This window comes from Streptomyces violaceoruber (assembly GCF_033406955.1).
GTDB lineage: Bacteria > Actinomycetota > Actinomycetes > Streptomycetales > Streptomycetaceae > Streptomyces > Streptomyces violaceoruber.
On record NZ_CP137734.1, the window covers coordinates 1,457,515 to 1,470,391 of the forward strand.

Genomic DNA, 12,877 nt, shown 5'->3' on the forward strand with positions numbered 1-12,877 from the left:
CCTCACCCGCCTCCGCGGGCGGGTCCCGATCCGTCACCCTCCGCGGCCAGTGCCGCCCGCACCCGTTGCTCCTCGCGAGCAGAGCCGACGTCCCGTTCCAGGGGTGTGCGACTCACGGCCGTCGCAAGATTGTCCAGGGCCTTCTTCTGCAGTTCCGCACCGCGTCGCAGTACCGGGCTGCGGTCCCCGGCGGCGCCCTCCCATGCGTGGAGCGCCTCCGCCACGCGCCCCCAGTCCGGGTTTCTGTGTTCACGCATGTCGTCTGCCGCCTGGGCGGTGTCCGCCTCCAGGGCCTCGGCGAACCTCTCGGCCTCGGGGGTGGGACGACTACCGGCCGCCGGGAGGTGGCTTTCCATGAGCATCGTCGCTCGGTCGAATCCCCAGAGCGCCTCCTGCGCATCCTCCGCCTCGCGAGATGTCAGGCCCCTGGGGCGGACGGGTTCTTGCCTCGCACGGTCGTAGGCTTCCTGCCAGGCGGCACGTGCCTCCCGGCTCGCCAGCAGGGCCCTGCGCAGGTCGGCCCGATGCTTCTGAGTCGGTTCGGCGTAACCGCGGAGCACTGCGGCCGCGTAGCGGCCGTTGGCGGCGAGCCAGTCCGCGAGCCGACCCGGGAGCCGGGGGGTCTCCCATGCGGGGAACACGACGTACGCCAGCATCGCCAATGCCCCTCCGAGGAGGGTGAGCACCACCCGCTCCGGGACCGTCTGCTCCCACGCGTGGCCGCCCATGCCGAGCAGGAAGACGACATACGCGGCAGTGAAGCACTGGGAGTACGCGTAGCCGGTACGGAGCAGCGTGTACGACAGGGCCGCCGAGACCACCGCGAGCGCGCCGAACAGATGAGCGTCGGGGCCTATGGCCCGCACCATCCCGGTGGCGAGGGCCACCCCCACCAGGGTGCCGGCGAGGCGGCCCACCGCACGGGCGTACGTCCGGTGGAAGTCCGGCCGCATCACCATCACCGAGGCGATGGGCGCCCAATAACCGTGGCCCACGGGCAGCGGGGACGCGATGAGATAGCCGAGCGGGGCCACCGCCGCCAGGCGGACGGCGTGCCGGAGCACGGGCGAGTCGCGGCGCAGCTCGCGGCGGACCGCGCGGACGACAACCGGGAGCAGCCGGAACATGGTCGGGCGCACCAGGAACCGGGCGCTCGCGGGGCCGGACGATGTAGACGCCCTGTCGTACGCGCCAACGCCCTCGGCGACCTCCAACGCCTCGGCGAGCAGCCTCACGAGCTCTTCTGCGGTGTGCCGGGCAGGCCCCTCCAGCACCTCGCCCTGGCCGTCGACGCGCAGGACATCCGTGCTCCGGGGCGGAACCTCGGTGGGAGTGCCGCGGCGGATCGAACGCGCGGCCGCGTCCAGCACGTCGGCGGCCGCATTGAGCAGCTCTCGCGCGCGGTCCCGCCCGGGCCCCGCCGCCGGGGCGCCGACGTCCGGGTCGGCGAGCGCGGCGACGACCGGCACCATGCGCTCGGCGAGGCCCCGGGGGCCGTGGAGGGCGGGGGGACGGGTGCGTGCCTGCGCCGGCGTCACGGCGGCCGCGTCCCGGGCCGTCATGAGGGGTTCCGGGTCGAACGTGGCAGCCGGGTCGTGTTGCAGCCGACGGGCGTAGTCGGCCACGGCGGCCAGCGCGTCGGCGAGCGCGTCGCGATGAGCCCCCCATCGTCGGACCGGGAACAGCAGGATCAGTGCGGCCTGCGCCACGCCTCCGAGCGCGATCACCCCGGCGTGCTCAAGGGCCACCCCGAGGCTCGTGGGCAGGGTGACGGTCACCAGCATGCTGCCGACCGTCGTCGCCGCGACGATCCCAGCGGTCGATCCGAGAGCCCACGCCATCCCCGCGGCAAAGGCCCATACCGCCAGCAGCGGGAGCAACGTCACGAGTCGCCCCGCCGCCAGATAGCCCACGAAGGTACTCAGCGCCAAGCCCGCGCCCGCGCCGAGCGCGATCACCTTGCGCGGACGCCAGGTGCGCTGGAAGGTGGCCGCACCCGCGGAGAAGGCACCGAGGGCGGCGGATGCGGCGAATGGAGGCGAGGCCAGCCACAGCGCGGCCCCGATGACCAGTCCGACCCCAGCAGCCGTGCGCAGGGCGAGCAGAGGCTCCAGCCGCGTCTCCTCGATCGAGAGCCCGGACCGCACGACCTCCCCCAAGGCCCGAAGCCACCTCACGGTGCGAGCCCGGCCGGAACGCCCTGCCGGGGCATGACGGCTCGGCCGAGGTGCGGCAGTCGGGCGGGGACGACTCCCGCAGGGCCCGCGAACGTCCACCGGTCGGCCACGTACTTCCGACTCGGACCCCGGCTAGTCATCGTGGGCGCCCTGGAGTCTGTCGCGCCGTTCCTGCTCGCGCTTGGAGTACGCGGCTGCCCGGATCGCCTCGTCGCTCTCGAACCCTGATCCCAGCGCGCCCCCCACCGTGGCGACCGAGGCGACGAACCAGGACAGCGTCAGGTACTCCGTGGCGTGCAACGGGGATCGCGTCATGGAAGCGAACACCTGGTCGTTGAGGATGAACAGCGCCCACAGCAAGTTGATGACCATCAAACCCGCGTAACAGACGAGCGCACCGATACCCACAGTCACGACCGTCGAGGCGTTGTAGAGCCTGGCCCGCTGCCTCGCCTCCGGTGAGCCCTCTGTTGATCGATGCCACAGTTCTCCGTCCACGATCAGCCAGCCGATCATCAGCCCGACGGACCCGACCATGGCGATCACGAGGCGTGGTGCGCTCAGGGCCTCGGCGAGGCTCCAGGTGGTGGAGTCGAGGGTGGCGATGGCCCCGGTGGCGAGGGCGGCCGCCAGTGCTTTCGACAGGCCCGTCACCAACCGCCACGGCCGGTTGGCGCGGACCATACCGACGAGTACCCGCAGGTACCCGCGCGGTCCGCTGACGACGTACCGAAGATCGTCGGCCTCTTGCCCACCGGTCGGGCCCGGATGATCAGGTACGAGACGGTTGTCGGGAGGTCTCAGAGCCGACTGACCTCGCGGAGGTCCGTCGGCTGCCATGGCCTGTGGACCCGCGAGGCCGAGCACGGCTTCTTCGACGGCCCGCCGGGCCCTCGTCTGCAGCCGCAGGCCCCCCAGCGAAGGAAGAGAAAGCAGCGCCAAGCCCTGCTCGTGATTCAGCCCCACAGCGAGCCTGCGTCCGTGGGAGTGCAGCGGAAGGTCGGTGAGGGCCACGACGATGTCCCAGTTCTCGGTACTCCTGCGGTCCATGATCCGGCGCATCAAGGTGGGCGGGTCCTCCGTCCCCGAGGTGAACGGCTCGCTGACCACCTCGACGTCGAACCGCCGGCCCCGGCCCGACCTGTCGGTGAGCCGAGCGGAAAGTGTCCAGGCCATGCGCCGCGCGATCTCCGTCGGCGTGTAGGGATCCGCCAGGAGAGCCACGACCGAAACGCCTTGAGACGACACCCGCATGACAGGAACCTCCTCGCCGGCCGCCCCGCGACCCCAAGTGCCCGCAGACGCCTCCGAGGTAACGCCGATGCCGCCTGCACCTCCCGGCCGTAGCGCGCCGGCAGGTGCAGGCGGCATCGCTACGCTCCGCCCGATGTCATAACGCCTGGTGGGCGGGATGATCCGCGTCAGCCGGCCCCAGATGCCGCTCACCCCGCTCTCCCGAGCGCTCTCCGGCCCCGCCCCGTAGGTCAGCACGCCCGTCCGACACCCCGGGGCCATCGGGCGCATGGGCCTGACAGGGCGAGACAAGGAGCCTGATTGGGCCCGGCATGCGCATGCGCTCGCGCGCTCGAGTCGTCCAGGCTGGCGGGGAAGCCCAGGGACCGGGAATCACCCGGCTCCCGCAGCCGGAGGTTGCCGTCATGACAGTGATGTCCATCGCCAGATTCGAGAGGTTCTTCCGCGCGGCCGCAGGACTGAACGTCGACAAGAACGATCTCAAGCGCTACAGCGACTTCGTCGACGCCAAGCTCTACGACCTGCTGACCGTCGCCCAGGCCACTGCCAAGGCCAACGGACGCGACGTCATCCGGACCTGTGACCTGCCGATCACGAAGGGCTTGCAGGAGAGCATCCACCAGTTCCGGAAGATCGACCAGGAAGTAGAGATCAAGCCGATCCTGGAGCAGCTCGCCAGCCATCCCGCGCTGGACCGTACGCCCGATGAGGAGACCGAGGCGGCCTACCCGGACATCGTGGGCGGACTCAGCCTCGCCCTTGGCCGGAGCTTCAAGATCCTGCACCCTGACCTGAAGAACCCCCAGACTCAGCACTGGGACGAGGCCCGAGCCGTCTTCGACCTCCTGCTGTGAGTGGCGACCGGAACAGGCGGCGCGGCCGGCGCCGAAATTACCCATGGCCCTGACCAGGTAAACCGAAGCAATGGCTTTGGGGGAGCCCGTTGTCCAACGGTCGCCGCGTTACGTGAACTCCGCTCATGCCGGTCCTCACCGGCATGGGAGGGGCGGGGCCGACCGCTACCGCTGGGGGCGCGGGCGGTGCTTACCTCGGTTCCTGCCGTGACTAGCGCGGGGCCTCGAAAGCCCCGCCCAGTCCGAGGGAAAACCCAGCTCAGGACCACATTGAGCAGTACGTCTCAAGCCCAGCCTCGTGCAGCCAATGCGAGAAGTCCTGCCACCCGTGCAGCGAAAGACGTCCGTCCACTCCTGGGGGGTCAACGGTGTCTGCCTCCCTGCCTCAACAGCCCGTTTCCGGACACCAGACGAGGTCGCCCGGTTCCTCGACCTTGACCAAGGCAAGAACAAACCAACGTGTTGATTCCCGGCAAGCCCTAAGCGTCTGCGGCTTCTGGGTCCCATGAGCGAGTTCATCACGGCCGGCCACGAGGTAGCCGTACACCGACTCGATGGCGCGATGGCCCTGCAGGTCACCATTGAGGGCGGAGGCCACTGAGCCGCGTGCTTCCCCTGTGGCCTGTGCGATCTGGCGAACGGTGGGCGCTCCCGCCTGCCCGCGAAGGACGTCCCAAACCGCACTCATGGTCTGTTGACTCTGCAACTGCTTCAGTAGTTCTCCTCTCGACGAACTAGCGATGGTCTCCTCGGCGCGAAGGCGCACGAGACGGTGCCGGCTGGTGGAAACGCCCGGTGCGCGGAAGGGTGACTTCCACCAGCCGGCCCTCTTGGAGCATCCACAGCCCGAAGCAGTCGTCGTCCTGGTCGCGAAGTAGAACTTGGGCTGTATGCGGATGCGGCCCCCGGCAGCGACTTCAGATGCCCTGAGCAGGCCCTTGCGGGCGCGCATCTTCTCCAACTCCAGGGCCCACCACCCGAACGCATAGCCCCAGTGTCCCGCTATCGGGACGAAGCGACCTTGCCACGTGCGCTCCGGGTCGTCCCGGGTCAGTGGATCCATCACCTCGTCCGACCAGCAAGCGAGGACGATGACCTCGGCGTCTCCATTCATGCCGGAGTACCACCGCATCCGCCTGAGCCGCTGCTCCCAATTCCTCGACCGGCGTCGCAGGCAAGGAGCTCACACAACCCATCGGACAGCCCCTGGGACGCGCTGCAGCAATGGGCCGCCCTCATGTGTACGACCCTCGGTTCGGGTCGGCTCTCCGTAGGCATGTGGCATTGCCGAGCCGGTGGATGCGCGAGGCGTTGCCCCGTCCACCGGCCCGGCCCTCATGCGTCACACCGGAGGTGCGGCCACAGTTGGTCAGAAGAGGTCGAGCTGGGCGGATTCGGTCGCTCCCAGCATGCGGCACTCCCCGGTTTCCCCGTCGACGCGAATGTAGCCCGTGCCGATGGCCATGTCCCGGAGGTCCCCGGTGCGGAGGTAGGCGACCGACTGGCAGTCGAAGTAGAAGGCGGTGCCCACCTGGACGCGCTCTCCCTCGACGAGCGCGAAGGCCATGCCTTCATGACTGACCGCCTGGTCCAGGAACTGCCTGGCCAGCCTGGTTGCCTCTTCCATGTCGAGCATCAGTCTGTCCTCAGGAGGGAGAAGTTGCGCCATGTTGAGAGATTGGCGTGGCCCGATTGGCCGTCCAGGAAGACGACGTCTCCCTTGATGTTGACCACGTTGAACACGTGGGCTCGCCGTCCCTTCTGCCCCATCACGATACCTCGGGCGCCGTTTCCGGCGTTCTTGATCTCATTGACGATGCCGGAGACGGTGGACGACTTGAATTGCCGTCCGCCGTACAGTGCTTCGATGGGTGCTGTGGAGCCTTCCCTGAGACCTCCGGGCGCTGAGGACGGAGTGCCGTCGGCCAGCAGGCGGTCGACTGCCACCGCGCAGGCGCGACAGTTGGTTTCGCCGCGTTGCGGGTTGACCAGTGCTCTGAGCTGCTCTGTGATCGGGGTCTTGTAGGGGATGCCTCCGTAGCCTCTGGTGACGCCGCCACCTCCGGGCCCGAACCGCAGGTTCCCCACGTTGAGGACTGTCGCGGTCTCGGGGGCGACGGCCGTCCGGCGCCATCCGGTCAGCCCGCCGATTCCCACGAGGAGGATTTGTTTGGTGAGTTCTTCGGCCGCTTCGGTGTACAGGTCCGCGAGAGCGTCGCAGCCCTGCTGGCGAAGCATGTAATCGGCGCGGTACAGACGGTAGGCGGGGCGGACGGGCAGGTACTTGTCGACGAACGCGCCGGCACCGCCGTTCCGGCCGGTGAGGGCGTTGTAGGCGTCTCCGAGGAAGACGAAGGGGGACTTCAGGCCCTCGACGAAGCCGTCGCCGAAGATGCTCGCCGCTTCACCGAGGCTGTCGACGCGGTCGTTGTTCGGGTCGTCGGGAGACAGACCGCTGGGATCCGTCAGGAGGGTAGGAACGTCGTCCGCGTATGCGTACGGTGACACATACGGTGTCGACATGGGGCGAGTTGCCGGGTCGGGCCGGGTGAAGCGGCCGGTGGTGGTGTCGTACTGGCGGGCGTGCAGGTCGAGGTTGCCGGTGGTGGTCTCGTAGCGGGCGCCGGTGTAGGAAGGCGTGCTCGCGGGAGCCCCGTCGGTGACGGTGTCCAGTGTGCGGGTGCCGTACGGGTCGTAGGCCCACCGCTGGTGGAGGGTGCCGGTGCTGTCGGTGACGTCGACCGGGGAGCCCTGGGTGTCGTGGTGGTAGTAGTAGACGGAGCCGGCGCCGGTCTCGGTCGATTCCGGTTGCCCCAGCGGGTCGTAGCGGTAGGTCTGCGCGATGCCCAGGCCGGTGGACTCCGAGGCCAGCAGGGGCAGGGGGGCGTTGGGGTCCCACTGGTAGCGGTTGGTCGTCGTGCCGTTCTTGGCGACGGTGACCTGGTTGCCGCTGGCATCGTGGTCGTAGGTGTAGTTCGCTCCGGCGATCGTGGCGGCGGAGATCTGCCCGGCCAGGTCGTAGGTGTAGGCGTCGGGGCCCTTCTTGGTCTGGTTGCCCTCGGTGTCGTAGCCGTATGCGGTGGTCGTGGGGCCGGTGGTGGTGGAGGTGAGCTGGTCGGCGGCGTCGTAGGTGTAGCTGGTCGACGTGTCGTCCAGCGTGGCGGTGAGGCGGTTGCCGACCTTGTCGTAGGTGTAGGACGTGGCGCGGCCAGAGGCGCATCCGGCGGTTCCGGGTTGTGGGAAGCACCCGGTGGTGAGGCGGCCGGAAGTGTCGTAGGTCAGGTCGTAGCCGCCGGTGCCGACACCGGCCCTGGTGATGTTCACGTGGGTGGGCAGACCGGCCGCGGAGAGGGTGAGCGCGGTCTTGGTGACCGTGGCGCCCTGTTTGGCGGAGGTGACAGCGGTGAGGCGGCCCGCGCGGTCGTAGCCGCGTTCCTCCGTCTCCGTGTTGGGCAGCGCGGACCGGGTGAGGTGCGCGGCCGGGTCCCAGGTGTAGGTGGTGGTCTCGCCGTCGGCCGTCATCGTGGACGTGCGGCCGTCGTCGTCGTAGGTGTACGCGACGGAGCCGCCGCTGTGGGTGCGGGTGAGTATCTGTCCGGCGGCGTCGTAGGTGTAGGCGAAGTGGCGGGTCTTGGTGAGGTTGCCGACGGAGTCGTAGGCGAAGTCCTCGGAGATCTTCGAGTTGGCGCGGGCGGTCATGCGGCCGGCGTCGTCGTAACCGAAGGTCACGTCCGGTGTGGCGTCCGAGTAGTCGATCTCGGTGAGCAGGCCGCGCGGGTCGTGGGTGTAGTCGGTGGATCCGCGGGGTGTGGTCTTGCGGGTGAGGTTGCCGTCGGCGTCGTAGCCGTAGCTGGTCACCCGCTCCAGCGGGTCGGTGACCGAGGCCAGGCGATGGGCCGCGTCGTAGCCGTACGTGGTGACGTGGCCGTTCGCGTCGGTGCGGCCGGTGACGTTGCCGGCCGTGTCGTGCTCGTACGCGGTTACTGCCCCACCGGGAGCGGTGACCTCGGTCAGCCGGTCCAGGTCGTCGTAGCCGTAGACGGTGGCACGCTCGTCCGCGTCCGTCTGCTCGACGACGTTGTTCACCGCGTCGTAGGTGGTGGTGGTCAGGCCGCCGAGCGGGTCGGTGACCGTGGTGGGGTTGCCCGCCGGGTCGTACCCGTAGACGGTCGTGTACTTGGCCGGGTCGGCGCCGGTGGCGTTGCCTCGCGGGTCGACCACGGTGACCTGGCGGCCGTCGGCGTCGTAGGTCCAGCTCGCCTTGTGGCCGAGCGGGGAGGTATGGCTGAGCAGGTTGCCGTCGGCGTCGTAGGCGTAGGAGGTGGTCTTGCCGAGCTGGTTGGTGGTGCTGGTGAGCCGGTTGTTCTTGTCGTAGACGGATGTGACCGTCTCGCCCGCGGCATCGGTGACCTTGGTGACGTTGTCGTTGGCGTCGTAGGTGTAGCCGGTGGTGTGACCCAGCGGGTCGGTGACCACTAGGGGACGGTTGATCGCGTCGTAGGTCGTGGTGGAGGCCGCGCCAGTCGGACCGGTCACCTCGGTGTTGTTGCCGGCCGCGTCGTAGGCGTAGCTGGTGGTGTGGCCGGCCGGGTCGGCGCCGTCGGCGTTGCCGCGTGGTGAGACGCTGCTCAGCAGGCGGCCCACTTTGTCGTACGTGTAGGTGGTGGTGCCGCCGGTCGCGTCGGTCTCGGAGGACAGGCGTCCGCTCGCGTCGTAGGTGCGGGTGACGGAGTTGCCGGCCGGGTCGGTGGTCCGGGTCAGGTGGCCGGCGTCGTCGTAGGCGAACGTCGTGGTCTCGCCCGCAGGGTTGGTGGCCGCCACCACCTGCTCGGCGCCGTTGTACTCGTAGGACGTCGTGCGGCCCAGGGCGTCCGTGGCCGAGGTGAGCAGCCCGCGGCCGTCATAGGCGTACGTCGTGGTGTAGGCGTCCGGATCGGCTCCCGCGGCGTTGCCGCGCGGGTCCGTCTTGGACAGGATGCGACCGGCATCGTCATAGGTGAAGGTGGTCTTCTCGCCGAGCGGGGTGGTGACCGACGTACGGTTGCCTGCCGTGTCGTAGCCGTAGGTGGTGACCTTGCCGCGCGGGGTTGTCACGGTCTCCAGTGAGCCGAGCCCGGTGTATGTGTACCCGGTCTTGCCGCCCAGGGGATCCGTGGTCGACGTCAGCTGGTTGGACGTGTTGTAGGTGTAGGTGGTCTTGTTGCCGCGGCCGTCGGTGTGACTGGTGATGTTGCCCGCGCCGTCGTAGGTCCAGCTCTCCGCGTAGCCGAGAGCAGAGGGGGCGCTGCGGGTGAGCATCCGCCCGGCGCTGTCGTAGCTCATCTCCGTGGTGTTGCCGCGCTGGTCGGTGATGGCGACGGGACGCAGACGGCGGTCGTAGTCGTAGGTGATGCTCTTGCCGTACGGGTCGATCGTCTCCATCAGGACGTTGCCTGCGTGCACGTCCGTCCACACGCCGCCGTCCGGCGCCGTGGTGTGGGACTCGCTCTTGCCGTCCCAGGTGAAGGTGGTGGTCTTGCCGTTCTGGTCGGTCTGGGACGTGATGCGGCCCGACGTGTCGTAGACGTTGGTGACCTTGCCGCCCGCAGGGTCGGTATAGGTGGACAGGCGCTTGTTCGCGTTGTAGGCGTACGACGACGTCCTGCCTGCCGGGTCGGTCACCGAGGTGAGCAGACCGCCGGTGTACCCGTACGACACCGATGTGCCGTCGGGCAGGCCCACTTTCGAGAGCAGTCCGTCGGTGCCGGGTGTGAAGGTGGTGGTGCGTCCGGCGGCGTCCTTGACGGAGACGAGTTTCCCGGACGCGTAGGTCAGGGCCAGGCCCTGGCCGGCCTTGTCGGTCACGGAGGTGAGCCGGCCGCTGCTGTCGAAGGTCCGTCCGGTGTGGTCCGGGGCGGTGATCGTGTACGTGTTCGTACCCTTGACGAGCTTGGCCGCCGAGCCCGCCGGGCCGGTGTACGAGCCGTCACCGTTCTGCGTGAACACGAACGACGCGCCGTCGTCCGTCCGGTAGGTCACCTTTCCCGTGGCGAGGGTCAGCTTGGCGTCGAACGGGGTGGCCCAGCCGCGTCCCAGCAGGCCGACGGCGCTTGAGTCGGAGCGGTAGGTGCGTTCCAAGGCCAGGGGCACGCCGGGGCTCACGAGGGAGGCGTCGGTGAGTTGCTCGAAGAACATGCCGGTGGCCGTGTTGACCGGGTCGGCGCGGTGCGCCTGCGCGTAGCAGGTGCAGATTCCCGCCTGGGCCCCGGGGATGACCGGCGTGTAGAACGCCTCCACCAACGGCGAGGTGGTACCACCCGGGCTCGACGTCCCGTCGGCGCTGTTGAGGAAGACCCAGGCGTAGTACTCCTTGCCGTCCTCGAGGATGCCGCCCAGCGCGCTGCCTGCCCACCAGAAACACTGGTCCGCGGGGTAGGAGTTGCTCGACCACCAGTCGTAGCACCAGGCACCCGTGTCCGGAGTGTCACCGCTGGGATCGTCCGTGGACTTCTTGATCTCCTGCTGGACGACGGGGTATCCGCTCTCGTCCATGACGTACAACCACATTCCGGTGTACGACGATCCCTGCTTGGGCAGTTTGACCTGTCCGCCGATCGACAGCATCCCCGGATACGCGGTGGCCCAGGACGACACCCACGTGGGGTTTTCGGCCGCTGCGGCGAGGGGCTGCAGCGACACGCTCGACTGGGCGGCCGGTCCACGGTCGACGTGGTTGGTGTCCGGCCGACTGTGGCGTTCGCCCTTGGGCTTCCGCTCCGGGGCGTTCATGTAGTCACGCATCGGCGATCGTTCGTGCCGGTCCTCGGCGACCTGCTTGCGACGTTCGGCCAGCGTCATGGCCTTGGGGGGCTCGGGCAGGTCGTCGGCTGTCCGGGCTGGCTGGTGATCGATAGCCCCGGTGGCCGGGGTGTGGGGCCGGTCCCGGGGCGAGGCCCAGGATGGAGTGCCCCCCGCTGTGGTCAGGAGAGCCAGGGCCAGCACGGCCGTGACGAGTCTTCGCGCTTGTGTGCGCACAGTGCATCACCTGTGAGTCAGGAGTGAAGAGAGGTCGCGGTGATGCATGATCAGGGGAACGCTCGAACTAACGTGCTGCGGAAATCGGGGCCGAAATGCGACGGGCTCGCATTGACCCTGGGAAAGGGGCTCCTGGCTGAGAGGACGAAGGACAACCCCGGACTGCTCGATTTGGCGAGAAATCGTCCGGAGCTCGAGATGGCGTGCTCGTCGACCGGGCGCGGACCTCGCGTCAGGGCGGCACGCCAGCGGCCCTGACCCTTCTTCCGCTGGAGTTTGTCCAGCTTGCAGTAGATCAGGCCGTCGGTCTCATGCCTCCTTCGTCACCGTTCGGGTCCTTCGGGTAGGGGCGTGCTTCGGGAACAATCGGGTCACCGCCACCATGGGCTGGCGTTCGGTGCCACCGTCCTCGCCAGCGTCGTGGCCAGCATCATCGGCCGCGCCGCCTTCGGAGACGTGGCCTTCCTCACCCTGCCCGCCTTCCATGTCCAGCACCTGATCCAGTACACCTTCTTCGCCCTCCTGGGAGTCCTCGCGGGCGGGGTCGGGGTCGCCTTCACGCGCGTCCTGTACGCGATCGAGGACGCCTGCGACTGGGCCTGGCGCGGACCGGAATGGCTGCGACCCGCGGCGGGCGGCCTGGCCCTCGGCCTCGTCCTGCTCGCCCTGCCGGAGATGTACGGCGTGGGCTACCCGGTACTGGAAGGCGCCACCGAGGGCAAGTACGCGATCGGATTCCTCCTGGTCCTGCTCCTGGAAAGGATGATCGCCACCAGTCTGACCATCGGCATCGGCGGGTCGGGCGGAGTGTTCGCGCCCAGCCTGTTCATCGGGGCGACGCTGGGCGCGGCATTCGGTGCCGGAGCCCACGCCCTGCTGCCCGGGGCCGCGGGCGCGGTCGGCACGTACGCGCTGGTCGGCATGGGGGCCGTCTTCGCGGGCGCCGCCCGCGCCCCGATCACTGCGGTGGTGATCCTCTTCGAGCTCACCGGTGAATACTCGATCATTCTGCCGTTGATGCTGGCGATCGTCCTGGCCACCGTCACCAGCCGGGTGCTGACCAGGGACTCCGTCTACACCCTCAAACTGCGCCGCCGCGGCATCGACTTGGAAGGCCCGGCGGCAGGCGCGGCCATCGGCGGCGAGGCGGTCGCCAGCGTCATGGAACCGCTGCCGGCCCCAGTGGCGGACTCCTTGAAGCTGGCGGAAGCGGCTCGTCTCCTGAGCCGTTCCGAACACGGAGCGCTGCCGGTCCGCGATCCCGAGGGCGCGTACATGGGCATCGTCACCGCGCGCGCAGTGACCGAAGCCCTGGCGGAACAACCCGACGGCGCACCGTCGGTGACGGGCGACCTCGTGCAGACGCCACCGCGCGTAACCGCCGACCAGCAACTCGCGCTCGCCCTGCGTCCATTGCTGTCCGCCTCCGGCACGGGACTCCCGGTCCTGGACGCCGAAAAGGACGAACCGGTCGGCTGGTTGAGCCACCAAGGCGCCTTGAGATCACTGCACCCGCCGCAGGACATCCCGCCGGCCACGTCTCCTCGGTGACAGAGGGCTCAGGCTCGCAGTATCCCT

The 12,877-nt window shown here is 69.1% G+C and carries 6 protein-coding genes and 1 pseudogene; 2 read left to right on the forward strand and 5 right to left on the reverse strand.

Features of this window, described 5'->3' with window-relative positions; all coding sequences use genetic code 11:
* Nucleotides 1-2: 2 nt before the first annotated feature.
* Both R2E43_RS06550 and R2E43_RS06555 read right to left on the reverse strand, forming a co-directional pair.
* A complete protein-coding gene (locus R2E43_RS06550) occupies nt 3-2,177 on the reverse strand; it encodes an FUSC family protein (RefSeq protein ID WP_332056002.1) in 2,175 nt (724 codons plus the stop codon).
* 132 nt (nt 2,178-2,309) lie between these two features.
* Complete coding sequence (locus R2E43_RS06555) at nt 2,310-3,431, reverse strand: hypothetical protein (protein ID WP_189284690.1); 1,122 nt, start codon at nt 3,429-3,431, stop codon at nt 2,310-2,312.
* 404 nt (nt 3,432-3,835) lie between these two features.
* Here R2E43_RS06555 and R2E43_RS06560 point away from each other — a divergent pair, with 404 nt between their 5' ends.
* Nucleotides 3,836-4,285, forward strand: coding sequence for a DUF1931 family protein (locus tag R2E43_RS06560; RefSeq protein WP_189284691.1), 450 nt, complete (start codon nt 3,836-3,838; stop codon nt 4,283-4,285).
* Nucleotides 4,286-4,670: 385 nt separating this feature from the next.
* Here the strand turns inward: R2E43_RS06560 and R2E43_RS06565 are convergent, their stop codons facing one another.
* From R2E43_RS06565 to R2E43_RS06575, 3 genes are all read right to left on the reverse strand, one after another.
* On the reverse strand, nt 4,671-5,399 hold the full coding sequence (locus R2E43_RS06565; RefSeq protein WP_332056003.1) for a hypothetical protein: 729 nt from the start codon (nt 5,397-5,399) through the stop codon (nt 4,671-4,673).
* A gap of 255 nt (nt 5,400-5,654) precedes the next feature.
* Nucleotides 5,655-5,921, reverse strand: coding sequence for a hypothetical protein (locus R2E43_RS06570; protein ID WP_167795040.1), 267 nt, complete (start codon nt 5,919-5,921; stop codon nt 5,655-5,657).
* Nucleotides 5,921-11,122, reverse strand: coding sequence for a DUF6531 domain-containing protein (locus R2E43_RS06575; protein ID WP_332056004.1), 5,202 nt, complete (start codon nt 11,120-11,122; stop codon nt 5,921-5,923). Before R2E43_RS06575 ends, R2E43_RS06570 begins: the two co-directional genes overlap by 1 nt.
* Before the next feature lie 567 nt (nt 11,123-11,689).
* Here R2E43_RS06575 and R2E43_RS06580 point away from each other — a divergent pair.
* A pseudogene (locus R2E43_RS06580) lies at nt 11,690-12,850 on the forward strand (chloride channel protein); the annotation flags it as partial.
* Nucleotides 12,851-12,877: the final 27 nt, after the last annotated feature.

Coding starts and splice junctions, on each gene's coding strand:
- R2E43_RS06555 (WP_189284690.1), bottom strand. CDS start 3,431: ATGCGGGTGTCGTCTCAAGGCGTTTCGGTCGTGGCTCTCCTGGCGGAT.
- R2E43_RS06560 (WP_189284691.1), top strand. CDS start 3,836: ATGACAGTGATGTCCATCGCCAGATTCGAGAGGTTCTTCCGCGCGGCC.
- R2E43_RS06565 (WP_332056003.1), bottom strand. CDS start 5,399: ATGAATGGAGACGCCGAGGTCATCGTCCTCGCTTGCTGGTCGGACGAG.
- R2E43_RS06570 (WP_167795040.1), bottom strand. CDS start 5,921: ATGCTCGACATGGAAGAGGCAACCAGGCTGGCCAGGCAGTTCCTGGAC.
- R2E43_RS06575 (WP_332056004.1), bottom strand. CDS start 11,122: ATGACGCTGGCCGAACGTCGCAAGCAGGTCGCCGAGGACCGGCACGAA.